At 56.7% G+C, this 23,790-nt stretch carries 18 protein-coding genes and 3 tRNA genes; 6 read left to right on the forward strand and 15 right to left on the reverse strand.

Features of this window, described 5'->3' with window-relative positions; genetic code table 11:
• Positions 1–36: 36 nt before the first annotated feature.
• The 9 genes from hflC to nnr all read right to left on the reverse strand — a co-directional run bounded on the left by hflC (position 37) and on the right by nnr (position 10,243).
• Positions 37–1,041, reverse strand: coding sequence for a protease modulator HflC (gene hflC, locus ACOTXI_RS17695; protein WP_008502916.1), 1,005 nt, complete (start codon positions 1,039–1,041; stop codon positions 37–39).
• 2 nt (positions 1,042–1,043) lie between these two features.
• The gene (gene hflK, locus ACOTXI_RS17700; RefSeq protein ID WP_008502917.1) at positions 1,044–2,303 is read right to left on the reverse strand and encodes an FtsH protease activity modulator HflK; all 1,260 of its coding nucleotides are present in this window, start codon (positions 2,301–2,303) and stop codon (positions 1,044–1,046) included.
• 56 nt (positions 2,304–2,359) lie between these two features.
• Positions 2,360–3,640 (reverse strand): ribosome rescue GTPase HflX, encoded by a 1,281-nt coding sequence (gene hflX, locus ACOTXI_RS17705; protein ID WP_058653823.1) that lies wholly within the window; start codon positions 3,638–3,640, stop codon positions 2,360–2,362.
• A gap of 74 nt (positions 3,641–3,714) precedes the next feature.
• Positions 3,715–4,026 carry an RNA chaperone Hfq gene (hfq, locus tag ACOTXI_RS17710; protein WP_008502919.1) on the reverse strand — a complete coding sequence of 104 codons (312 nt, stop codon included), beginning with the start codon at positions 4,024–4,026 and terminating at the stop codon, positions 3,715–3,717.
• Positions 4,027–4,111: 85 nt separating this feature from the next.
• Positions 4,112–5,062 (reverse strand): tRNA (adenosine(37)-N6)-dimethylallyltransferase MiaA, encoded by a 951-nt coding sequence (miaA, locus tag ACOTXI_RS17715; protein ID WP_008502920.1) that lies wholly within the window; start codon positions 5,060–5,062, stop codon positions 4,112–4,114.
• On the reverse strand, positions 5,055–6,899 hold the full coding sequence (gene mutL / locus ACOTXI_RS17720) for a DNA mismatch repair endonuclease MutL (RefSeq protein WP_039265371.1): 1,845 nt from the start codon (positions 6,897–6,899) through the stop codon (positions 5,055–5,057). Before mutL ends, miaA begins: the two co-directional genes overlap by 8 nt.
• Positions 6,900–6,908: 9 nt before the next feature.
• On the reverse strand, positions 6,909–8,249 hold the full coding sequence (amiB, locus tag ACOTXI_RS17725; RefSeq protein ID WP_021240715.1) for an N-acetylmuramoyl-L-alanine amidase AmiB: 1,341 nt from the start codon (positions 8,247–8,249) through the stop codon (positions 6,909–6,911).
• A 16-nt stretch (positions 8,250–8,265) separates the two neighbouring features.
• Positions 8,266–8,727 carry a tRNA (adenosine(37)-N6)-threonylcarbamoyltransferase complex ATPase subunit type 1 TsaE gene (gene tsaE, locus ACOTXI_RS17730; protein ID WP_008502923.1) on the reverse strand — a complete coding sequence of 154 codons (462 nt, stop codon included), beginning with the start codon at positions 8,725–8,727 and terminating at the stop codon, positions 8,266–8,268.
• Positions 8,720–10,243, reverse strand: a complete 1,524-nt coding sequence (gene nnr, locus ACOTXI_RS17735) for a bifunctional ADP-dependent NAD(P)H-hydrate dehydratase/NAD(P)H-hydrate epimerase (protein ID WP_058653822.1) — start codon at positions 10,241–10,243, stop codon at positions 8,720–8,722. Before nnr ends, tsaE begins: the two co-directional genes overlap by 8 nt.
• On the opposite strand from nnr, the gene queG reads away from it, so the two are divergent.
• On the forward strand, positions 10,242–11,381 hold the full coding sequence (gene queG / locus ACOTXI_RS17740) for a tRNA epoxyqueuosine(34) reductase QueG (protein WP_023345299.1): 1,140 nt from the start codon (positions 10,242–10,244) through the stop codon (positions 11,379–11,381). The two genes, nnr and queG, sit on opposite strands and share 2 nt — an antisense overlap.
• A gap of 270 nt (positions 11,382–11,651) precedes the next feature.
• Here the strand turns inward: queG and ACOTXI_RS17745 are convergent.
• The 4 genes from ACOTXI_RS17745 to orn all read right to left on the reverse strand — a co-directional run bounded on the left by ACOTXI_RS17745 (position 11,652) and on the right by orn (position 12,693).
• Positions 11,652–11,727 (reverse strand) — tRNA-Gly (locus ACOTXI_RS17745).
• A 36-nt stretch (positions 11,728–11,763) separates the two neighbouring features.
• Positions 11,764–11,839 (reverse strand) — tRNA-Gly (locus tag ACOTXI_RS17750).
• A gap of 36 nt (positions 11,840–11,875) precedes the next feature.
• Positions 11,876–11,951, reverse strand: a tRNA-Gly gene (locus ACOTXI_RS17755).
• A 196-nt stretch (positions 11,952–12,147) separates the two neighbouring features.
• Positions 12,148–12,693 (reverse strand): oligoribonuclease, encoded by a 546-nt coding sequence (gene orn / locus ACOTXI_RS17760; RefSeq protein WP_008502926.1) that lies wholly within the window; start codon positions 12,691–12,693, stop codon positions 12,148–12,150.
• Positions 12,694–12,800: 107 nt separating this feature from the next.
• Between orn and rsgA the strand changes: the two genes are divergently transcribed.
• The 3 genes from rsgA to mscM all read left to right on the forward strand — a co-directional run bounded on the left by rsgA (position 12,801) and on the right by mscM (position 18,262).
• Positions 12,801–13,853: a small ribosomal subunit biogenesis GTPase RsgA gene (rsgA, locus tag ACOTXI_RS17765; RefSeq protein WP_058653821.1), complete on the forward strand. Its 1,053-nt coding sequence runs from the start codon at positions 12,801–12,803 to the stop codon at positions 13,851–13,853.
• Between the two features lie 97 nt (positions 13,854–13,950).
• Positions 13,951–14,919 (forward strand): archaetidylserine decarboxylase, encoded by a 969-nt coding sequence (asd, locus tag ACOTXI_RS17770; RefSeq protein ID WP_025911888.1) that lies wholly within the window; start codon positions 13,951–13,953, stop codon positions 14,917–14,919.
• A gap of 19 nt (positions 14,920–14,938) precedes the next feature.
• Complete coding sequence (gene mscM, locus ACOTXI_RS17775) at positions 14,939–18,262, forward strand: miniconductance mechanosensitive channel MscM (protein WP_008502929.1); 3,324 nt, start codon at positions 14,939–14,941, stop codon at positions 18,260–18,262.
• A 37-nt stretch (positions 18,263–18,299) separates the two neighbouring features.
• On the opposite strand, the gene yjeM is transcribed toward mscM, so the two are convergent.
• Positions 18,300–19,799 (reverse strand): glutamate/gamma-aminobutyrate family transporter YjeM, encoded by a 1,500-nt coding sequence (gene yjeM, locus ACOTXI_RS17780; RefSeq protein WP_021240720.1) that lies wholly within the window; start codon positions 19,797–19,799, stop codon positions 18,300–18,302.
• A gap of 177 nt (positions 19,800–19,976) precedes the next feature.
• A complete protein-coding gene (epmA, locus tag ACOTXI_RS17785) occupies positions 19,977–20,954 on the reverse strand; it encodes an elongation factor P--(R)-beta-lysine ligase (protein WP_008502931.1) in 978 nt (325 codons plus the stop codon).
• Positions 20,955–21,264: 310 nt separating this feature from the next.
• Here epmA and frdA point away from each other — a divergent pair, with 310 nt between their 5' ends.
• The gene (gene frdA / locus ACOTXI_RS17790; protein ID WP_008502932.1) at positions 21,265–23,055 is read left to right on the forward strand and encodes a fumarate reductase (quinol) flavoprotein subunit; all 1,791 of its coding nucleotides are present in this window, start codon (positions 21,265–21,267) and stop codon (positions 23,053–23,055) included.
• On the forward strand, positions 23,048–23,782 hold the full coding sequence (locus ACOTXI_RS17795) for a succinate dehydrogenase/fumarate reductase iron-sulfur subunit (protein ID WP_021240721.1): 735 nt from the start codon (positions 23,048–23,050) through the stop codon (positions 23,780–23,782). Before frdA ends, ACOTXI_RS17795 begins: the two co-directional genes overlap by 8 nt.
• Positions 23,783–23,790: the final 8 nt, after the last annotated feature.

Consider the following 23,790-nt stretch of genomic DNA (forward strand, 5'->3'; position numbering starts at 1 on the left):
GGGAGCGGTGGTTTGAATACTCAAACGAGCCTGAGTTTATCGCGTTGCGTTAGTCGGCGTCTTCATATAACGGAAGAAATCGCTGTCCGGGCTGAGCACCATCACATCCTGGTTGCTCTGGAAGCTATTCTCGTAAGCACGCAGGCTACGGATAAAGGCATAGAAGTCAGGATCCTGACTGAAGGCATCGGCAAACAGCTTCGCCGCCTCGGCATCACCTTCACCACGCAGGATACGGCCCTGACGCTCAGATTCCGCCAGCGTTTTGGCCACTTCGTAGTCCGCAGCAGCACGCAGCTTCTCCGCCTCTTCCTGGCCCTGTGAACGGTGACGACGGGCGACCGCTTCACGCTCGGCGCGCATACGGTTGTAAATCGCCTCGGACACTTCCACCGGCAGGTTGATCTGCTTGATACGCACGTCTACCACTTCAATACCCAGCGCAGCCATACTGTTCGGGTTGATCACCGGCACTTTACCGTTGGTTTCAGCCTGAACGCGCTCAGCCGCTTTGGCAATCGCATCATCTGCTGCTGGCGTTGAAACTTCATCTTCCGTGCCCGCTGTGCCGGAGTTCAGCGCATCGCGAACTTCCAGGGTCAGACGGCCACGGGAATCGGTCACGATGTCTTTCACATCCAGACGACCAATCTCAGAACGCAGACGGTCAGAGAACTTACGTTTCAGCAGCACTTCTGCCTGAGAAACGTCACCGCCGCCCGTTGCCAGGAAGTAACGGCTGAAATCGCTGATGCGCCATTTGATATAGGAATCAACGATCAGGTCTTTCTTCTCTTTAGTCACGAAACGGTCGGCCTGGTTATCCATGGTCTGGATACGCGCATCAAGCGTTTTCACTGACTGAATGAACGGCACCTTGAAGTGCAGACCCGGTTCGTAGATCACCGGGCGTTTGTCGCCATCACGCACGACGCTGCTGAACTGGAACTTGATCCCACGCTCGCCCTCTTTCACCACAAAGATCGAGGTATAAAGCACGACCAGTACGATGACGATGATCGCAATAACTGACTTACGCATCCTTATTCCCCCTGACGCTGGTAGTCGTTACGCTGCGCGTTAGCACGGCGTTGGTCCATAATGTCACCATCGCTCGAAGAAGACGTGGTTGTTGCGCTTGTGCTACCGGATGACGCAGGTGGCAGACGCAGCAGGTTGTTCGCACCGCTGTTGTCTTTTGCTGCCGGTGCAGAACCGCCTTTCAGCATCTGATCCAGCGGCAGCACCATCAGGTTTCCGCCTTTACTGTCGTTAACCAACACTTTGCGGGTGTGGCTCAGCACTTTTTCCATGGTCTCAATATAGAGACGCTCACGGGTAATTTCCGGCGCCGCTTTATATTCCGGCAGGATCTTCGCGAAGCGAGCCACTTCACCCTGTGCTTCCAGGATGGTCTGGGTCTTATACGCACGCGCTTCTTCCAGAATACGCTGCGCCTGACCGTTAGCACGTGGCTGAACTTCGTTGGTGTAGGCTTCTGCTTCACGGATGTACTGCTGTTCGTTTTCACGTGCAGCAATCGCATCGTCAAAGGCCGCTTTCACCTCTTCCGGCGGACGTGCAGCCTGGAAGTTGACGTCCAGCAGGGTAATCCCCATGTTGTATGGACGAATGGTCTCTTCCAGCTCACGCTGGGTATCGCTACGGATAACGGTACGACCTTCGGTCAGGATACGGTCCATGGTGTATTTACCGATCACCCCGCGCAGGGCGCTGTCGGTCGCCTGGCGCAGGCTGTCATCGGCGCTGGTCACGCTAAACAGATAACGCTCAGGATCGGTCACGCGGTACTGCACGTTCATCTCAACGCGCACCACGTTTTCATCAGACGTCAGCATCACACCAGACGCCGCCAGTTCACGGACCGATTCCACGTTGACCGCGGTCACGTCGTCAATGAAGGTCGGTTTCCAGTTCAGGCCCGGCTCAACCAGATGGCTGAACTTACCAAAACGCGTAACGACACCGCGTTCCGCTTCTTTAATGGTGTAGAACCCGGTAGCAGCCCAGATGATTACCACTGCAGCGGCAACAATACCGACTACGCGGCCACCCATTTGCGGGCGCGGCCCTTGGGTGGAATTTCCACCTGAGCCAGAACCTTTACCTCCGCCAAGACCACCAAGCTTCTTGCTCAGCTTGCGGAAGATATCATCCAGATCCGGCGGCCCCTGCTCGCGACCACCTTTGTTGCCATTTCCCCCAGAGTTGCCGCCTTGATTATTGCTGCTTCCCCACGGGTCGCGGTCCTGTCCGTTATTACCGGGCTGATTCCACGCCATGTATATGCTCCATATTTGTTATGCAAGGGCGAATTATTCAGGCATCCCCTTTCTGATCAGACGATATAGTCGACCAGCGCAGGTTCTTGTTTACAGAGGCGACGCCAGTCAACGATCGGCATACGCACCTGCATCCCCACGCTGCCGTCATCCTCCATCCACTCTTTTTCTATCGCCTGAAGCTGATAAAACCGGCTGCGCAGCCTGCCTTCCTGTGGCGGCAGTCGCAGCGTGTGCTGAGCTACCTCACCGGAAAGACGTTCTGTCAAAGCCTGGAAAAGCAGTGGCACACCAATACCGGTCTGGGCAGAAAGCCAGACCCGAACCGGTTTGTTCTCTTCATCTCTGTCGATACGCGGTTCGAAATCGTCCAGCATATCGATCTTGTTCATCACCAACAGCGTTGGGATTTCGTGGGCGTCGATCTCTTCGAGCACCACGTTCACCGCGTCGATGTTCTCCTGAACGCGCACGTCTGCCGCATCAATCACGTGCAGCAGCAGGGTCGCCTGTCGCGTCTCCTGCAGAGTGGCCTTGAACGCTGCCACCAGGTCATGCGGCAGGTGACGGATAAACCCTACGGTATCCGCCAGCACCGTTTCACCGACGTCGGCAACGTCAATACGGCGCAGCGTCGGGTCCAGGGTCGCAAACAGCTGGTCTGCGGCATAAACCTGGGCCTCGGTTATCTGGTTAAACAGGGTGGATTTACCGGCGTTGGTATACCCCACCAGCGACACCGTCGGGATGTCGGCTTTGGTGCGTGCCCGACGCCCCTGCTCACGCTGTTTCTCGACCCTTTCCAGACGCGAGAGGATCTGGGTAATTCGGCCACGCAGCAAACGACGGTCGGTTTCGAGCTGGGTTTCACCCGGGCCGCGCAAACCAATCCCGCCTTTTTGTCTTTCAAGGTGGGTCCAGCCACGCACCAGACGCGTTGCCAGATGACGCAGCTGCGCCAGCTCAACCTGCAGTTTCCCTTCGTGGGTACGTGCACGCTGAGCAAAAATGTCTAAAATCAATCCCGTGCGATCGATAACACGGCATTCGCAGAGAGCTTCCAGGTTGCGCTCCTGGGCTGGAGACAGCGCATGATCAAACAACACGACTGACGCGCCGGTTGCTTTTACGGCATCCGCAATTTCGACTGCTTTACCTTCACCAACAAAATACTTTGGGTGCGGCGCTTTACGGCTACCGGTAATCACCTGCATTGCTTCGACACCGGCGGAAGAGACCAGAGATTCAAACTCCTGGAGGTCTTCCATATCTTTGTCTTGCGAAAAATAGATGTGTACCAGCACCGCCTGCTCACCGGCATCATAACGGTCAAACAAGCGTAAACCTCTCTAAAAAGATCAGCGGGGAACGCAGGATCCCTGGCTCCCCGTGTGGATAACAGTGCGAAACCTTATTCGGTCTCGTCGCTGTCCTGCGCTGGCGTTGAAGAACCCTGCGCGTTGCTGCCATGATGGTAGTTACTACCTGTGCCGCCGCCAGCGTTATTGCTGTGATGAGATACCGGACGGGACGGAACAACAGTAGAAATAGCGTGCTTATAGACCATCTGACTGACCGTGTTTTTCAACAGAATCACGAACTGATCGAAAGACTCAATCTGACCTTGCAGCTTAATACCATTCACCAAATAAATAGAAACTGGAACACGTTCCCGACGCAATGCGTTCAGGAACGGATCTTGTAAAGATTGCCCCTTAGCCATTCTATCTTTTCCTTATATGCTTGTTTTGTACTTAGAACCTTGCGATTCTGAAAAATTGCGCACGATACGCCTCAATTGTACACATTCAGTGAGCGATATCACCAACAACCTCAATCACGTCGCTTAACGCCTGTTGTGGTTTTTCACTGTCTAACCAGTGAACCCCTTCCCAACCGCGCAACCAGGTGATCTGGCGCTTCGCTAACTGTCTCGTGGCGCAAACACCTCGATAAACCATTTCATCGTATGAAATCTCACCTTCAAGGTACGACCACATCTGGCGGTATCCCACACAACGAATGGAAGGCATGTCCGTATGCAAATCTCCACGGGCAAATAGCGCCCGCACTTCTGCTTCAAAATCTGAAGCTAACATCTGATGAAAACGCTGCTCAATTCGCTGATGGAGCAGTTCACGGCTCGCCGGGGCGATGGCGAACTGATGCACCTGATACGGCAGAGCGTCTCCTGACGTTTGCGTCAGTTCCGTTAAAGTTTTACCCGAAATGAAAAAAACTTCCAGTGCCCGGGAAAGCCTTTGCGGATCATTTGGATGGATCCGCGCTGCGGCAACCGGGTCAATCTCCGCCAGTTGCTGATGCAAAACGTCCCACCCCTGCTCTGCCGCCTGCTGCTCAATTTTCGCTCTTACTTCCGGGTCCGCGGATGGCAGAGGTGATAACCCCTCCAGCAGCGCCTTGAAGTAGAGCATGGTTCCGCCAACCAACAGCGGTATACGCCCCGCCGCCGTTATCTCGGCCATCTCGGCTAAGGCATCCCGGCGAAAATCCGCTGCGGAGTAAGCCTGAGCCGGGTCGAGGATATCCAGCAAACGGTGCGGTGCCGCGCGCAGTTCTTCTGCGTCAGGCTTCGCCGTGCCGATGTCCATCCCTCGGTAGATGAGGGCGGAGTCGACGCTAATCAACTCTACCGGCAAAACTTTACGCAACTCAATCGCGAGCGCCGTTTTGCCGGAGGCCGTTGGGCCCATTAAAAAAATTGCCTTAGGCAGGCTCGCCTTACTTACGTCAATCATGTTTCAGGGCGTTCATCGCCGTTTTTAAATCAACAGGTTGTAATAACCCACCCGGCGGCGCTTTCACCAGATGCGGACAGAGGCGTTCAACCTCCGCCAGCACGCTGATGGCCTGTGCCATGCTCCACGGCGCGTGTTCGCTGGCCAGATGGCGGGCGATCCACTGCGCGGTGTTAGCGGCATCAAACGATGTTTGCTGCGCCAGGTAGCCTATCAGTTCAGGAATCAAGTTTTGTAAATTTTGTTGGCGTAAGGGTAAAGGCACTGCACGAATTGTCACATGTTGTGGTTCGAGCACAATTTCAATACCCATTTGCGCCAGCTGTGCTTCGGCACGCTGCAATATTCTTGTTTCATCAGGGGATATTTTCAGGCGAACCGGAATTAACAGCGGCTGCGCACAGGCGGCATTTTCGCCCGGCGTGAGCTGCACCTGTTTAAGCCAGCGTTCGGCAACCGGCAGTGCCAGAAGCATCAATTTGCCGTCACGTTCCAGCAGTGCCATATCCGGCGCGATAATCGTCAGCACCCGGCCAAAACTCTGGCTATGGCCGTCCAGAGAAGGCTGAGGTGCCGGAATAGGTTCTTTACGCTCTACGGCTGGCGTCTCCAGCAGTTTGCGGTACAACGCGCCCTGCTGCTTTTGATAACCAGGCTGGGCATTCGGGTAGTTGGCGCCCGTTGGACGCGGTGCGGCCCCTGCAGAGGAAAAGCGCGGCGCTTCCGGTTCACGCGCAACGGCGGGCTCCGCAAAATGGTTGCGGCCCGCAGCGACACGGTTTTCAGGAATTGGGCGTGGCGCAGGTTCTGCGTGTTCCAGCGGCAACGGCGTTTCACCCTGCTGCTGCAGCACGCTCAGCACGCCCTGATAGATAAAATCATGCACCAGTCGCGACTGGTGGAACCGCACTTCATGCTTGGCAGGATGGACGTTCACATCCACCTGATGCGGGTCGATGTCCAGATAAAGCACGAAAGCAGGCTGCTGATCGGCCCCGAGCTTGTCTTCGCAGGCCTGGCGAATAGCGTGATTGATGAGACGGTCGCGCATCATGCGGCCGTTGACGTAGCAATACTGGATCTCCGCAAACGCAGCGCTGCTCGCGTTCGGATCGGCTACCCAGCCGCGCAGCGCCAGATCGCCGTGCTGCCACTCAATGGCCAGCGCCTGTTCCAGAAACGGGGTCCCGCAAATGGCGCCCAGCCGTCGCTCTTTCTGTCCACCTTCCGCCACCGCGCGATACTGGCGCATCACCTTGCCGTTGTGGCTGAGGTTGATGGTGACATCGAAACGCGCCAGCGCGATGCGGCGGATGATCTCGTCGATGTGTCCGAATTCGGTCTTCTCGGTACGCATGAACTTGCGTCGGGCGGGGGTGTTGTAGAAGAGATCTAATACTTCAAGCGTCGTGCCGACAGGGTGCGCCGCGGGTTTGACCGTCACATCCATATCGCGCCCTTCGGCGTAAGCCTGCCAGGCTTCCTGCTGTTCGGCGGTACGGGAGGTCAGCGTTAAGCGCGAAACCGAGCTGATACTGGCCAGCGCTTCACCGCGAAAGCCGAGGCTAATAATCGCTTCCAGGTCATCCAGAGAAGCAATTTTACTGGTGGCGTGACGGGCCAGCGCCAGCGCCAGCTCCTCTTTTTTAATGCCGCAGCCGTTGTCGCGAATGCGGATAAGCTTCGCGCCGCCGCGCTCGATATCAATATCGATGCGGGTCGCGCCCGCATCGAGGCTGTTTTCCACCAGCTCCTTCACGACCGATGCAGGGCGTTCCACCACCTCACCGGCGGCGATTTGGTTCGCAAGCTGCGGCGGCAGAACCTGAATCGGCATGAATTCTCCTTAGTTGGTCGCGGTCATCTCACCCGGTAGCGCTGCGCTGGCCGTCTGGGCAGCGCCGCTCTGTGGCGCAGACTGCAGCGGATGGGCATCAAAGTATTTACGCAGACCGTTATAAATCGCTTCGGCAATTTGCTGCTGATAGCTGTCGCTTCCCAGCAGACGCTCTTCACCGTTGTTACTGATAAAGCCCGTCTCTACAAGGATGGACGGGATATCTGGCGAGCGCAGAACGCCGAGGCTGGCATGTTCAGGACGACGCTTATGCAGCACACCAATGCTTTGCAGCTGGTTCAATACGTTAGTGGCCACATCATACCCGACGCGCTGAGAATGACCGAATTGTAAATCCAGCACCGCCTGGCTCAGGTACGGGTCTGACTGGCTGTTTGCCAGCACATCGCCCGCGCCGCCTAGCAGTTCAGACTGCTTCTCATGCTCTTCCAGCCAGTTGGCCATTTCGCTGTTGGCGCGACGGTTCGAGAGTACCCATACCGAGGCACCGGTCGCGTTACGGTTAGGCGCAGCATCCGCGTGGATGGAGACCAGGAAGTTCGCATTCTGCTTGCGCGCGACGTCCGAACGCCCCATTACCGAAATGAAGTAATCCCCGTCGCGGGTCAACACGCCTTTGAACGTAGGGTCGTCGTTGAGCAGTGCACGCAATTTGCGGGCAATGGCGATGGTGACATTTTTCTCTTGCGTCCCACCCGGGCCAATCGCCCCCGGGTCCTGTCCACCATGACCTGCATCAATGGCGATAATCACTTTGTCACCGCTGGTCGCAGCACGGCGCGTACTCACCGCCGGACGGGTCACCGTATTGCTGCTGGTTGCCGCAGTGATGCGATCGTTCTGTGATTTAAACGGATTACGCGCAGGTTCAGCAGGACGCGGCGTATACACCGGTTCTTCCACGCGTTTGGCAACGACAGGCGGCGGTGGAGGCGGTGGTGGGACATCGGCATTGATGGTAAAGACCACCGTATAGTTCGCCCCGTTTTGCTGCTTCACTGCCTTCGTTTTGCCCTTTTCGGTCAGATCGACCACCAGGCGTAACGACTGGCTATCCTGCGGCGTACCCGAACGGATACTTTTCACCAGGTTGTTGCCGCTGAACTGCAGCGGTAATCCCTGGATCACGCCTGTCTGTTTGATATCCAGCGCCACGCTGTGGCTGTCTGGCTGTGAAAACGCATACTCAGGATCGCCCATAAAGCTGAACGTGATCCGGGCCTGGCTTTCGCCGTTCGATACCTGAATATCTGAAAGATTTGCAGCCCCGGCCTGCGCGCACAGCAGCACGGTGGCAGCCAACAACCAACCTTTAACGCGATTTATCATCCCGTCATCCCTACGCTTAACCGGCCAGACGCGCCAGTAAGGAACTGCCTGATGAGGAAACAGCACTGATGCGTGCCTCACGCCCTTGAGCCTGGTAATCTAAGTGAATTTCGACATCCGGGTCAGGCAGCACACCCGCACCTTGTTGCGGCCACTCCACCAGGCAAATGGCGTCGTTGGCAAAATAATCACGGATCCCCATAAATTCCAGCTCCTCAGGATCCGCAAGGCGGTATAAATCGAAGTGGTACACCATGAGATTTTCAAGGGTGTACGGTTCTACCAGCGTGTAGGTTGGGCTTTTCACATTCCCGTTATGCCCTAACGCCTGCAAAAAACCCCGGCTGAAGGTGGTTTTACCCGCCCCTAAATCACCATACAGATAAATGACGGTTGCCCCCTGACAGGCCTGCGCCACGCGCTTGCCGAGATCTAAAGTGGCTTGTTCATCAGGTAAAGGAATCGCTCGATTAGTCATTTTCTACGTCAATCACATCCGGGTTAACTACACGCCGCAGCGTGCAAAAGAGATCGGTGGCCAGCATACCGCGCGTACCGTAACGCGCAGCCAGTTTATCTGCCGCAACGCCGTGGGCCACGCAGCCCGCACAGGCTGCATCATAAAGGGGAAGTTTCTGTCCAAGCAATGCGCCAATAATACCGGAAAGCACATCGCCCATGCCGCCGCTCGCCATGCCCGCATTTCCGGCATCAATAATGCCCTGCGTCTCGTCACTGGCAACAACGGTTCCTGCCCCTTTTAAAACGGCAACACCTCCGTAACGTTTTACCAGACGCTGAGCAGAAAGTAAGCGATCGCTTTCAATTTCTGCCACGCTGCAGTTAAGCAGCCGCGCGGCTTCGCCGGGGTGTGGCGTCAGAATGCGATTGTGACGCTTATCCGGGTTTATTGCCAGAAGGTTAAGCGCGTCGGCATCCCACAGCATCGGTTTGCGAAAATTCTCGACCTTTTGCAGGGCCTGTTTACCCCACGCCTGCTGCCCAAGCCCGGGACCGATCACCACCACATCCGCCCATTCGAGGCTTTCCTCCAGCGTCTGGAGCGTAAGCTCATGGACCATCAGCTCCGGTCGGGCCGTGACGATCGGCGCAATATTCTCAATGCGAGTGAGCACTCGCACTAATCCGGCGCCGCTGCGCAGAGCCGCTTCACCAGTCATGCGAATCGCACCCGCCGTACCGTGGTCACCGCCCACAATCACCAGCCTGCCGTGATCGCCCTTATGTGACGTTGGTCGTCGCGGCGAGAGCCACGCTGCAAGCTGCGACGCATCATAACGCATGAGGTGCGTTTCCTGCCCGGCCAGCCAGCTCTCCAGCCCCAGCGCACTGTGGTGCAACACGCCAACGACATCCCGCGCTTTGCCGGTCAGTAATCCTGGCTTCAGGGCGATAAAGGTTACCGTATGTGCCGCCTGAATCACCGCCCCCGGCGTCGCACCCGTTTGTGCAATCAGGCCAGAGGGAATATCCAGGGCGACTACCGGCGCGGAATGTCTGTTAGCGTGTTCAATAAGCGCGGCAACGTTTTCGCGCGGCGCGCTGCGCAGCCCGGTGCCCAGCAGCCCGTCAACAATCAGATCAACATCCTCTGGCCAGACGATATCAGGCGCATGAATCACACCGCCGGCGTTCAGCCATGCCTCCCGCGCCGCGCTGGCCTCTTCCGGCAGCGGTTTATCACTTTCGAGAGCCAGCAAGGTCACGCGGATACCCGCAGCCACCGCGAGACGGGCGACGACGTAGCCGTCACCGCCGTTGTTGCCGTGCCCGCACAGAATCAGCCAGTGGGCGGCCTGCGGCCAGGCGCTACGGGCAACGTCAAACGCTGCCTCACCCGCGCGGAGCATCAGTTCATACAGGGTAATCCCGAGGCTGTCTGCAGCCTCTTTTTCGGCGCGCCGGAGGTCATCCGCATGCCAGATGGAATGTGGTATACTTGCGGGGTTTTTCTTCACCGTATGGTCCGTCATGTCACAGCCCCTCGATCTCAATGAATTAGCGCAAAAAATCAAACAGTGGGGTGCTGAGCTTGGCTTCCAGAAGGTAGGCATTACCGATACCGACCTCTCCGCCAGCGAGCCCAAACTGCAGGCCTGGCTGGACAAACAATACCACGGCGAAATGGAGTGGATGGCACGTCATGGCATGATGCGCGCCCGTCCACACGAGCTTTTGCCGGGCACATTACGCGTCATCAGCGTGCGCATGAACTACCTGCCCGCCAACGCGGCCTTTGCGCGCACGCTCAAAGACCCCTCGCTGGGTTACGTTAGCCGGTACGCCCTCGGTCGTGATTACCATAAGCTTCTGCGTAACCGTTTAAAAAAACTCGGGGAAACTATTCAACAGCACTGTGTTTCGCTGAATTTTAGACCCTTTGTCGATTCCGCGCCTATTCTTGAGCGTCCGATCGCCGAAAAAGCCGGGCTTGGCTGGACAGGTAAGCACTCACTTATTCTTAGCCGCGACGCCGGATCGTTCTTCTTCCTCGGTGAACTGCTGATTGATTTACCGCTGCCGGTAGACGGCCCGGTAGAGGAAGGCTGTGGCCGCTGCGTGGCCTGTATGACCATCTGCCCCACCGGCGCCATCGTCGAGCCTTACACCGTTGATGCGCGCCGCTGTATCTCCTACCTCACGATCGAACTGGAAGGCGCCATTCCGGAGGAGTTCCGACCGCTTATCGGCAACCGCATCTACGGCTGCGACGATTGCCAGCTCATCTGCCCGTGGAACCGCTATTCACAGCTCACCGACGAAGAGGATTTCAGCCCGCGCAAGGCGCTCCATGCCCCGCCGCTCGCTGAACTGTTCGCCTGGACCGAAGCCTGGTTCCTGAAAGTGACGGAGGGTTCGGCCATTCGCCGTATCGGCCATCTGCGCTGGCTGCGAAATGTGGCCGTCGCGCTGGGGAATGCCCCGTGGGATGAAGCGAATATTCGGGCGCTTGAAAGCCGTAGAGGTGAGCACCCACTTCTTGATGAACACATAGAATGGGCGATTGCGCAGCAAGTTGAGAAACGTAATGCCTGTGTGGTCGAGGTGCAGCTACCGAAGAAACAGCGTCTGGTGAGGGTGATTGAAAAAGGGCTTCCGCGGGATGCCTGAACTATTCACAGCCTGTGAATAAAATTACAAACTCAAGCGCCATCTGGGCTGGAGAAGAGATCAAGTGATCTCAATAACATTTTGAAATCAAATTTTATGAAGTAAATACAGTAACTTATGAAGATATCATTCACCCTGCTAAGTTTTAACCCTGTTTCGGTTAAGCGCAGTTTCTGTGGATAACTCTGTTCACAAGAGCATTTCAGAGAAAACAGAAAACGTCCCCAGCGATGCTTTTCGCTGTGGATATTTTAGAGATGAAGAAGAATTTGGAGCGGGAAACGAGACTCGAACTCGCGACCCCGACCTTGGCAAGGTCGTGCTCTACCAACTGAGCTATTCCCGCTTGGGTGGTCCGTGCTGTGGAAGCACTTTCAAATTTTGGAGCGGGAAACGAGACTCGAACTCGCGACCCCGACCTTGGCAAGGTCGTGCTCTACCAACTGAGCTATTCCCGCTTGGGCAGTCTGTGCTGTGAAAGCACTTTCAAATTTTGGAGCGGGAAACGAGACTCGAACTCGCGACCCCGACCTTGGCAAGGTCGTGCTCTACCAACTGAGCTATTCCCGCAAATCTGCACTGCTTTTGTTGCTGTCGTAACGTGTAATTCTCTGTCGTTACGGGAGGCGCATTATACGAGAAATCCTTTTAGCTGCAACCCCCCTTAAAGCGATTTTTTCGAAATTCAGTTCAAATGCTTATTTAATCGGCAAGCTGCACAATTTAACGACAAAAACCCGGCCACGCAAGGCGCCGGATCTCAAAATCACAGCTTAATAAAGTTTTCGCGGTAGTAAGAAAGCTCCGCCACGGACTCTCGGATATCGTCCATCGCCTGGTGCGTCCCCTGCTTTTTAAAGCCGTCGAGGATTTCAGGCTTCCAGCGACGCGCCAGCTCTTTCAGCGTGCTGACATCCAGATAGCGGTAGTGGAAGTAAGACTCCAGCTCCGGCATGTACTTAAACAGGAAACGACGATCCTGGCCGATGCTATTCCCACAAATAGGTGATTTGCCCGCCGGAACCCACTGTTTCAGGAACTCAAGCGTCGCCAGCTCCGCCTCACGGTCACCCATGGTGCTCGCCTTCACGCGCTCCACCAGGCCACTGCCGGTGTGGGTACGCACGTTCCACTCGTCCATCAACGCCAGCTGGTCATCAGACTGATGCACCGCAATCGTAGGCCCTTCCGCCAGGATATTCAGGTTGGCGTCCGTCACCAGGGTCGCAATTTCAATAATGCGATCGCGCTCGGGATCCAGCCCGGTCATTTCGAGATCGATCCAAATCAGGTTGTTTTCATCCGCGCTCATGTTATTTTCCACCCTTCTCGCATAACCGGCAGTAGCAGGTTAACTAGTATTAATTAGAGTGTATCATAGAGGTTTTGCCCCCTACGGGCGACCAGGAGCCAGTGCGATTGAGTAAAAATAAACTCTCCAAAGGGCAGCAGCGCCGCGTGAATGCCAATCACCAGCGCCGTCTTAAAACCACTGCGGAGAAGGTCGATTACGACGACAACCTGTTTGGCGACCCAACGGAAGGCGTAGTCATCAGCCGTTTCGGTATGCACGCTGACGTGGAATCCGCCGATGGTGCGATTCACCGCTGCAACATCCGCCGGACCATTCGTTCTCTGGTGACCGGCGACCGGGTCGTCTGGCGACCGGGTAAAGAGGCGGCGGAAGGCGTAACGGTAAAAGGTATTGTTGAAGCGGTCCATGAGCGTACGTCCGTGTTAACCCGTCCCGATTTCTACGACGGGGTCAAACCGATTGCCGCCAACATTAACCAGATTGTTATCGTATCGGCGATTTTGCCCGAACTGTCGCTCAATATTATCGACCGATACCTCGTCGCCTGCGAAACGCTGCATGTTGAACCGATCATCGTGCTGAACAAAATCGATCTGCTGGACGACGACGGAATGGCCTTCGTCAATGAGCAGATGGATATCTATCGCAAAATTGGCTACCGCGTCCTGATGGTCTCCAGCTACACCAAAGATGGCCTGAAACCGCTTGAAGAGGCGCTTACCGATCGCATCAGCATCTTTGCGGGCCAGTCCGGCGTGGGTAAATCGAGCCTGCTGAACAACCTGCTTGGCCTTCAGCAAGAGATCCTCACCAACGATGTGTCTGACGTCTCGGGCCTGGGCCAGCACACCACCACCGCGTCACGCCTGTATCACTTCCCACATGGCGGCGACGTGATCGACTCCCCGGGCGTGCGAGAGTTCGGTTTATGGCACCTTGAGCCGGAACAAATCTTTAACGGATTTGTCGAATTCCATGATTATTTAGGCGCTTGCAAGTACCGCGACTGTAAACACGATAACGACCCAGGCTGCGCTATCCGTGAAGCGGTTGAGAAAGGCGAAATCGCGGAGACCCGCTTCGAGAATTATCACCGCATTCTTGAGAGCATGGATCAGGTAAAAACGCGTAAAAACTTTTCTGATTCTGATAACTGACAACTAAGCTAAGCATCGCTAAAATCGTCCCCTTTTTTCAGGTTCCGGTGGCTTACCGCCGGATCAGGAACGACAAAACAATGGCCTGGAGGCTACCTTGTTAAACGCATTTAAACTTTCGCTTCAATACATTCTGCCAAAACTGTGGCTCACTCGCCTGGCGGGCTGGGGCGCGAGCAAACGCGCAGGCTGGCTGACCAAACTGGTCATCGACCTTTTCGTAAAATATTACAAGGTCGACATGAAAGAGGCGCAGAAGCCGGATACCGCCAGCTACCGCACCTTCAACGAATTCTTCGTGCGCCCGCTGCGTGACGACGTGCGCCCGGTGAACACCGACCCTAACGTCCTGGTGATGCCGGCAGACGGCGTGATCAGCCAGTTGGGTAACATCGAAGACGATAAAATTCTGCAGGCGAAGGGCCATAACTACAGCCTGGAAGCGCTGCTGGCGGGTAACTACCTGATGGCGGATCTGTTCCGCAACGGTACCTTTGCCACCACCTATCTGTCACCGCGTGACTACCACCGCGTGCACATGCCGTGTAACGGCATCCTGCGTGAAATGATTTACGTCCCGGGCGATCTGTTCTCCGTGAACCACCTGACCGCGCAGAACGTGCCAAACCTGTTTGCCCGTAACGAGCGCGTCATCTGCCTGTTCGATACTGAATTTGGCCCTATGGCCCAGATTCTGGTCGGTGCGACCATCGTTGGCAGCATCGAAACCGTCTGGGCAGGCACCATCACCCCGCCGCGCGAAGGCGTGATCAAACGCTGGACCTGGCCTGCCGGTGAAGCGGAAGGTTCCGTGGCCCTGCTCAAAGGTCAGGAGATGGGGCGCTTTAAGCTGGGCTCCACCGTGATCAACCTGTTTGCGCCGGGCAAAGTGAAGCTGGCTGAACAGCTTGAAAGCCTGTCGGTGACAAAGCTGGGCCAGCCGCTGGCGGTCTCTACCGAAACCTTCGTGACGCCGGATGCAGAGCCTGCTCCGCTGTCACAGGAAGAGATTCACGCCGAGCACGACGCCAGCCCGCTGGTTGACGACAAAAAAGACGAAGGCTAACAACAGAAGGATCGCTGACGTGCGCCCGATTATCGTTCTACTGATGGCCTGGTGCCTCAGCATGGGGGCGTACGCAGCGACAGCCCCCGACGCCAAACAGATAACCCAGGAACTGGAGCAGGCAAAAGCGGCCAAACCCGCTCAGCCAGAGACCGTCGAGTCGCTCCAGTCAGCACTGAACGCGCTTGAGGAGCGGAAAGGCTCGCTTGAGCGCGCTCAGCAGTATCAGCAGGTTATCGACAACTTCCCCAAACTCTCGCAGACGCTGCGCGCGCAGCTCAATAACTTGCGCGACGAACCGCGCGATGTGCCGGCAGGGATGACCTCCGACGCGCTGAACCAGGAGATCCTGCAGGTCAGCAGCCAGCTTCTGGAAAAGAGCCGCCTTGCTCAGCAGGAGCAGGAGCGAGCGCGCGAAATTGCCGACTCCCTCAGCCAGCTTCCGCAGCAGCAAACCGACGCCCGCCGCCAGCTTAATGAAGTTGAGCGCCGCGTGGGGACACAAAACGGCAACACGCCACAGGCGCAGGCCCAAAATCTGGGCCTGCAGGCAGAATCGGCTCGCCTGAAGGCCCTTGTCGATGAGCTCGAGCTGGCGCAGCTTTCCGCCAATAACCGCCAGGAGCTGTCGCGGATGCGCTCAGAACTCGCTCAGAAGCAGAGCGAGCAGCTGGACGCCTATCTTCAGGCCTTGCGCAACCAGCTCAATAGCCAGCGCCAGCGTGAAGCGGAGCGCGCGCTGGAAAGTACCGAGCTGCTGGCAGAAAATAGCGATAACCTGCCTGCCGGCATCGTCGAGCAGTTTAAGGTCAACCGTGAGCTTTCGGCCGCGCTGAATCAACAGGCGCAGCGTATGGATCTGGTGGCCTCGCAGCAGCGTCAGGCCACTAATCAAACCCTTCAGGTTCGCCAGGCGCTCAACACCCTGCGCGAACAGTCCCAGTGGCTCGGATCGTCAAACCTGCTGGGCGAAGCGCTACGCGCCCAGGTCGCGCGCCTGCCGGAGATGCCGAAGCCGCAACAGCTGGATACCGAAATGGCCCAGCTACGTGTACAGCGACTGCATTTTGAAGATCTTCTCAATAAGCAGCCGCAAATCCGCCAGATCCGTCAGGCTGACGGACAGCCCCTGACCAGCGAGCAAAGCCGCATTCTGGAAGCCCAGCTGCGTACCCAGCGTGAACTGCTGAACTCTCTGCTCCAGGGCGGGGATACGCTGATTCTTGAGCTGACCAAGCTAAAAGTGTCCAACAGCCAGCTGGAAGATGCGTTGAAAGAGGTGAACGAGGCGACGCACCGTTATCTCTTCTGGACGTCCGACGTGCGTCCGATGACCTTCTCGTGGCCAATTGAGATTGTCCAGGATCTGCGTCGTCTGATTTCGCTCGATACCTTCAGCCAGCTGGGACAGGCCAGCGTGATGATGCTCACCAGCAAAGAGACCATTTTCCCGCTGCTGGGGGCGTTAATTCTGGTGGGCTTCAGCATTTACTCGCGCAGACATTTCACCCGCTTCCTCGAGCGTTCCAGTTCCCGGGTGGGGAAGGTTACCCAGGATCACTTCTGGCTGACGTTGCGCACCGTATTCTGGTCGATTCTCGTCGCCTCCCCGCTGCCGGTGCTGTGGATGACGCTGGGCTATGGCCTGCGGGAAGCCTGGCCCTATCCGCTCGCGGTAGCGATTGGCGATGGCGTCACCGCCACGGTACCGCTGCTGTGGGTGGTAATGATTTGCGCCACCTTTGCGCGACCCAATGGCCTGTTCATCGCCCACTTTGGCTGGCCGCGTAATCGCGTGGCGCGCGCCATGCGTTACTATCTGATGAGCATCGGGCTGATTGTGCCGCTGATTATGGCGCTGATCATGTTCGATAATCTCAACGACCGGGAGTTTTCAGGCTCGCTGGGCCGCCTCTGCTTTATGCTGATATGCGGAGCGCTGGCCATCGTCACGCTCAGCCTGAAGCGCGCGGGTATTCCGCTCTATCTGGATAAAACCGGCAGCGGTGACAATATGTTCAACCGGCTGCTCTGGAACCTGCTGCTCAGCGCACCGTTGATTGCGATGCTGGCAGCCGCGGTGGGTTACCTGGCGACGTCGCAGGCGCTGTTGGCACGTCTCGAAACCTCGGTGGCCATCTGGTTCCTGCTGCTGGTGGTGTATCACGTTATCCGCCGCTGGATGCTGATCCAGCGCCGCCGTCTGGCGTTTGACCGTGCCAAGCATCGCCGGGCGGAGATCCTCGCCCAGCGCGCGCGGGGTGAGGAAGAGCCAAACCACGTTAACAGTACGGAAGGTACGACGGAGGCGGATGAGGTCGAACTGGATCTGGATGCCATCAGTACCCAGTCCCTGCGCCTGGTTCGTTCCATCCTGATGCTGATTGCCCTCCTCTCGGTCATCTTCCTGTGGTCGGAGATCCACTCCGCGTTTGGCTTCCTGGAGAACATCTCGCTGTGGGACGTGACGTCCACGGTGCAGGGTGTTGAAAGCCTGGAGCCGATCACCTTAGGGGCGGTGCTGATTGCCATTCTGGTGCTGATCATCACCACCCAACTGGTGCGTAACTTCCCGGCGCTGCTGGAGCTGGCGCTGCTGCAGCATCTGGATTTAACGCCGGGTACGGGCTATGCAATCACGACCATTACCAAGTATCTGATCATGCTGTTTGGCGGTCTGGTTGGCTTCTCGATGATCGGCATTGAGTGGTCGAAGCTCCAGTGGCTCGTCGCAGCGCTCGGCGTTGGGTTAGGTTTTGGTTTACAGGAGATCTTCGCCAACTTCATCTCGGGCCTGATCATTCTGTTCGAAAAACCGATCCGTATTGGCGATACCGTCACGATCCGCGATCTGACCGGCAGCATCACGAAGATCAACACCCGTGCGACGACGATCAGCGACTGGGATCGGAAAGAGATCATCGTGCCAAACAAGGCGTTTATTACCGAGCAGTTCATCAACTGGTCGCTGTCAGACTCCGTTACCCGTGTGGTGCTGACGGTACCGGCACCGTCGGACGCGAACAGCGAAGAGGTCACCCAGATCCTCTACACTGCCGCGGAGCGCTGCTCGCTGGTCATCGACAACCCGGCGCCGGAAGTCTTCCTTGTGGATTTACAGCAGGGGATTCAGATTTTCGAGCTGCGTATCTACGCCGCCGAAATGGGCCACCGTATGCCGCTGCGCCATGAGATCCACCAGCTGATTCTGGCGGGCTTCCGCGAACACGGTATTGATATGCCGTTCCCACCGTTCCAGATGCGTCTGGAAAGCCTGGACGGGCGTAAAACGGGAAGAACGCTGACGTCAGCGGCGCGTACGCGCCCGGCGGGCAGCTTATAACGCATCTCCCCTCCCTTTCGGGAGGGGAATATTCCCGCTACGCCACTTCTGCGATGTACGCCGTCGCGCGTCGACGGTAATTCTCATAAATCCCCATCGCCAGCAGCGAGAAGAAGATGGGACCGCCCACCATCCACAGCGCGCTGTTCCAGTCGTTCGCCTCAATCACCGGCTGAATGATGGTGAAAATATTGGCAAACGCCACCACCAGCAGCACCACCGTGGTGGCCAACAGCGTTGCCGCGCGGGTTTTGAAGATCACAAACGGACGCTCAAGATCCTGCTTTGCCTTAAAGAACGGGAATGCCAGGGTCAGGAACAGGTACGGCAGGGTCATCGACACGTTCGCCATCAGGGTCAGCTTGTTATAGAACGCCGATGCGGTATCACCGCCAAATGAGACCAGCAGAATAAACACGCACACCAGCAGACACTGCATCCACATGGCGTTGGCAGGCATGCCTGCGGTATTGAGCTGGGTCATGCGTCCCGGCCACAGCGCTTTTGGTGTACCCTGAATGATCGCTTTCAGCGGCGAGTAGATCAGCGTGAAGAATGCGCCGGTATAGGCAAGGAACATCGACAGGCCGGTAATGCGCGCAAACCAGATCCCCATGGTGGCCGATGCTTCCGGCGTCAGGTGCATGGCGTTACCCAGCGTCATCCCCAGGCTTTTCATCAGCACGTAGGTAATGTTCCCGAGGTTGGTGGTGTTGTTACTCAATACCTGCTGCCAGTTGGTGCTGACGCCCCAGAGGAAAATCGCCAGTGAATAGCCGATGGAAATCACGATAGCGGCAAAAATAATCCCTTTGGCAAAGTTCTTTTCCGGGTTCTCGGTCTTGTCGACCAGCCCGCCCACCGCTTCGATACCGCCGTAGGCGAAGATGGCAAACACCACGAAGGAGAGCATGGCCAGCCCGGACTGGTAACCTGGATTAGGCGAGGAAACGAAGTTCACCTCCTGCGCAAAATGACCACCGTTCAGGCACAGAATGGCAATACTCACCAGCAGCAGCACCAGGTTCAGACACATCACGGAAATACCGCCAACGGCAGTGATACGGGCAATTTTGTTGATGCCTTTTGACGCCACCAGCGTGACCACCACCATCCAGCATACCGCCAGAATCCCGACGACCTGCGTGGAGCTCAGCCCGGCTAACGACCAGACCTGCGTTTTATCGGCACCGAAAAGAAATGTGGAGAATGGCACCCAGACTTTGGCCGCCGTGCTGACCATCCAGACGACATAAGAGGAGAACCACATAAACGTGCCGATAAAGGCATAACGCGGGCCGACGCTGTTGTTCATCCATGAGTAGATCCCGCCCTCTTCTTTCCGGTAAGCCGAGCCCATCTCCGCCATCATCAGCGCAAACGGGATAAAGAAGAACAGAGCCGAAACGATATAAAACGGCGTCGCGCTGTAACCCATCAGATAGAACGCTGATGGGCTGTTGGCAAAGCCAAAGACTGAGGTAAATATCATCAGGATGAGCCCGGTGAGGGTCATCTTTTTGAGTGACTGGGACATAGAACCATCCGAAAAGGAATTAAACTGCGCGGATGGTAGCAGATGACCAGACTAATATTGTGGCTATAAGGGGCAAATTAAGAAAAAGACCCGTATATTAATAATATGGCAGTTTTTAATGTGGCAGGGCCAATGACCGAGTAGGCCGGGTAAGCGACAGCGCCACCCGGCAATTCTTTAAGCGCGATCGACCGTAAAGGCAATCACATCGCCAAGCTGCTCTGCGCCCAGGGCCAGCATGACCAGACGGTCTACGCCCAGCGCCACGCCGGAGCAATCTGGCAGACCTGCTTTTAATGCTTCAAGCAGATTAACATCAATAGGCTGCTGCGGCAGGCCGCGCGCGGCGCGCTTGCGGTTATCCTGCTCGAAACGTTGCGCCTGCTCGCGCGCGTCGGTCAGTTCGTGGAAGCCGTTCGCCAGCTCAATGCCTTTGTAATAGACCTCAAAACGCTCTGCCACACGGTGGTCTTCGGTACTGATCTGCGCCAGTGACGCCTGGCTTGCCGGGAAGTGATAGACAAACGTCGGACGGTCTTTGCCAATCTGCGGTTCCACGCCGAAGGTGAACAGCAGCTGCAGCAGCGTGTCGCGGTCCTCTTCGGTATCTGCCACGTTGCTCAGATCCAGTTTTGCCGCCACTTCGCGCAGCAGGGTTTTGTCCGCCGACAGCGGATCGATTTCCAGATGGCGCTGGAAGGCCTGCTGATAAGAGAGCGTTTCCGCTTCTGAGCAATCCAGAACCTGCTGAAGCAGATCGTCCACCTCATTCATCAGGCGGTACATATCATAATGCGGGCGGTACCACTCCAGCATGGTGAATTCCGGGTTGTGGTGACGACCCATCTCTTCGTTGCGGAAGCTACGGCACAGCTGATAGACCGGACCACATCCCGCCGCCAGCAGGCGTTTCATGTGGTATTCCGGGCTGGTCATCAGATACAAATTCATGCCCTGAGAGTGGCCGGGGCCAACAAAACGGGTTTCAAACGGGACCAGATGAATATCCGTTACCGTTGCCTGACTCATGCACGGGGTTTCCACCTCCAGGACGCCGCGGTCGGCAAAGAAACGGCGGATCTCCGTCATAATTGCAGCGCGTTTTAACAGATTAGGGATGGATGCGCTCGGCTCCCAGGTGGCCGTTTCGCTCATGAGTTGTTCTCCGATTTCAGACAAGGGCACGAAGTCTACTCGTTAGCAGGGACAGAGACAAATTTTGCGCAGTAAAAAAGCGCATTTCATTTAGGTGAACAATTGCGTGATGCAATTCATCAATCTCAATGATAAATCGCCGGACAGAACAGCAAAAAAATCGAACACGTCAAATTTCCCTGACATCTACACGGTTATACTGTTTTACCCATAAAGGAGCAGTGGAAACGCTTTCGCAATCGTCCTTTTGGACGGGTGAACTACCTTTAGTTTGTCGCGTTGCGAAATAACAAAAATCTGGAGGAATGTCGTGCAAACTTTTCAGGCCGATCTTGCCGTAATAGGCGCTGGCGGGGCTGGATTACGTGCTGCGATTGCTGCAGCGCAAGCTAATCCCAACGCTAAAATCGCATTGATTTCAAAAGTCTATCCAATGCGCAGCCACACGGTGGCCGCAGAAGGAGGATCCGCCGCCGTTGCGCAGGATCATGACAGCTTTGAATACCATTTCCACGACACGGTTGCAGGGGGCGACTGGCTTTGCGAACAGGATGTCGTTGACTACTTTGTGCACCATTGTCCAACGGAGATGACCCAGCTTGAGCAGTGGGGATGTCCGTGGAGCCGCCGCCCGGACGGCAGCGTCAACGTTCGTCGCTTCGGCGGCATGAAGATCGAACGTACCTGGTTCGCCGCCGATAAGACCGGCTTCCACATGCTGCACACCCTGTTCCAGACCTCCCTTCAGTTCCCACAAATCCAGCGCTTTGATGAGCATTTCGTCCTCGACATTCTGGTGGATGATGGACACGCGCGCGGCCTGGTGGCGATGAACATGATGGAAGGCACGCTCGTCCAGATCCGCGCCAATGCGGTGGTGATGGCGACGGGCGGTGCGGGCCGTGTTTATCGTTATAACACCAACGGCGGCATCGTCACCGGCGACGGTATGGGTATGGCGCTCAGCCACGGCGTGCCGCTGCGCGATATGGAGTTCGTGCAGTATCACCCAACCGGTCTGCCGGGCTCCGGCATTCTGATGACGGAAGGCTGCCGCGGTGAAGGCGGTATTCTGGTCAACAAAAACGGCTACCGCTACCTGCAGGATTACGGCATGGGCCCGGAAACCCCGCTCGGCGAGCCGAAGAACAAGTACATGGAACTCGGCCCGCGCGACAAAGTCTCTCAGGCTTTCTGGCACGAGTGGCGCAAAGGCAACACCATCTCCACACCGCGCGGCGACGTGGTTCACCTCGACCTGCGTCACCTGGGCGAGAAAAAGCTGCTGGAACGTCTGCCGTTCATCTGCGAGCTGGCGAAAGCCTACGTCGGCGTCGATCCGGTGAAAGAGCCGATTCCGGTCCGCCCAACGGCGCACTACACCATGGGCGGGATCGAAACCGACCAGCAGTGCGAAACCCGTATTAAGGGTCTGTTCGCCGTCGGTGAATGTTCCTCCGTGGGCCTGCACGGCGCCAACCGTCTCGGCTCAAACTCGCTGGCCGAGCTGGTGGTCTTTGGCCGCATGGCGGGCGAGCGCGCGATGGAGCGGGCGGCAACCGCAGGCGAAGCTAACGGTGCCGCGCTGGATGCGCAGGTCGCAGACGTTGAAAAACGCCTGAAAGATCTGGTGAACCAGGAAGGTAACGAGAACTGGTCTAAGATCCGCGACGAGATGGGCCTGTCGATGGAAGAAGGTTGCGGTATCTACCGTACCCCTGAGCTGATGCAAAAAACCGTCGATAAGCTGGCGGAACTGCAGGAGCGCTTCAAGCGCGTGCGCATCACCGACACCTCCAGCGTCTTCAACACCGACCTGCTCTATACCATCGAGCTGGGCCACGGCCTGAACGTGGCGGAATGTATGGCGCACTCTGCGCTGGCGCGTAAAGAGTCGCGTGGGGCGCACCAGCGTCTTGATGAAGGCTGTACCGAACGTGACGACGTCAACTTCCTGAAACACACTCTCGCCTGGCGCGATGCGGATGGCACCACACGTCTGGACTACAGCGACGTGAAAATCACCACGCTGCCGCCGGCTAAACGCGTGTACGGTGCTGAAGCAGAAGCCGCCGAGAAGAAGGAGAAGGCGAATGGCTGAGATGCAAAAACTGAAAGTTGAAGTGGTGCGCTACAACCCGGAAGTGGATGCCGCACCGCACAGCGCTTTCTATGAAGTTCCTTACGACGAGCAAACCTCCCTGCTGGACGCGCTCGGGTATATCAAAGACAACCTGGCGCCAGACCTAAGCTACCGCTGGTCCTGCCGCATGGCGATCTGCGGCTCCTGTGGCATGATGGTCAACAAGGTGCCGAAGCTGGCCTGTAAGACCTTCCTGCGTGACTACACCAAAGGCATCAAGGTCGAAGCCCTGGGCAACTTCCCTATCGAGCGCGATCTGGTGGTCGATATGACCCACTTTATCGAAAGCCTGGAAGCCATTAAGCCTTACATTATTGGCAACCCGCGCACGCCGGATCAGGGGCCAAACAACCAGACTCCAGCTCAGATGGCGAAATACCATCAGTTCTCCGGCTGCATCAACTGCGGTCTTTGCTACGCCGCCTGTCCGCAGTTTGGCCTGAACCCCGAGTTCATCGGCCCGGCCGCCATTACGCTGGCGCACCGCTATAACGAAGACAGCCGCGACCACGGTAAAAAAGAACGTATGGCGCAGCTTAACAGCCAGAACGGCGTCTGGACCTGTACCTTTGTGGGTTATTGCTCCGAAGTCTGTCCGAAGCATGTCGACCCGGCCGCCGCCATTCAGCAGGGTAAAGTGGAAAGCTCGAAAGACTTTCTTATCGCTACCCTGAAACCACGCTAAGGAGTGCA

Source organism: Enterobacter cloacae complex sp. BZL2005 (assembly GCF_049238885.1).
Taxonomy (GTDB): Bacteria; Pseudomonadota; Gammaproteobacteria; order Enterobacterales; family Enterobacteriaceae; genus Enterobacter; species Enterobacter roggenkampii.

Excerpts from the sequence above, each read along its gene's own strand:
- tsaE (WP_008502923.1), bottom strand. The coding sequence starts at position 8,727 with ATGACTAATCGAGCGATTCCTTTACCTGATGAACAAGCCACTTTAGAT.
- miaA (WP_008502920.1), bottom strand. The coding sequence starts at position 5,062 with ATGATTGACGTAAGTAAGGCGAGCCTGCCTAAGGCAATTTTTTTAATG.
- orn (WP_008502926.1), bottom strand. The coding sequence starts at position 12,693 with ATGAGCGCGGATGAAAACAACCTGATTTGGATCGATCTCGAAATGACC.
- hfq (WP_008502919.1), bottom strand. The coding sequence starts at position 4,026 with ATGGCTAAGGGGCAATCTTTACAAGATCCGTTCCTGAACGCATTGCGT.
- hflK (WP_008502917.1), bottom strand. The coding sequence starts at position 2,303 with ATGGCGTGGAATCAGCCCGGTAATAACGGACAGGACCGCGACCCGTGG.
- nnr (WP_058653822.1), bottom strand. The coding sequence starts at position 10,243 with ATGACGGACCATACGGTGAAGAAAAACCCCGCAAGTATACCACATTCC.
- amiB (WP_021240715.1), bottom strand. The coding sequence starts at position 8,249 with ATGATAAATCGCGTTAAAGGTTGGTTGTTGGCTGCCACCGTGCTGCTG.
- ACOTXI_RS17795 (WP_021240721.1), top strand. The coding sequence starts at position 23,048 with ATGGCTGAGATGCAAAAACTGAAAGTTGAAGTGGTGCGCTACAACCCG.
- hflC (WP_008502916.1), bottom strand. The coding sequence starts at position 1,041 with ATGCGTAAGTCAGTTATTGCGATCATCGTCATCGTACTGGTCGTGCTT.
- mutL (WP_039265371.1), bottom strand. The coding sequence starts at position 6,899 with ATGCCGATTCAGGTTCTGCCGCCGCAGCTTGCGAACCAAATCGCCGCC.
- queG (WP_023345299.1), top strand. The coding sequence starts at position 10,242 with ATGTCACAGCCCCTCGATCTCAATGAATTAGCGCAAAAAATCAAACAG.
- epmA (WP_008502931.1), bottom strand. The coding sequence starts at position 20,954 with ATGAGCGAAACGGCCACCTGGGAGCCGAGCGCATCCATCCCTAATCTG.
- yjeM (WP_021240720.1), bottom strand. The coding sequence starts at position 19,799 with ATGTCCCAGTCACTCAAAAAGATGACCCTCACCGGGCTCATCCTGATG.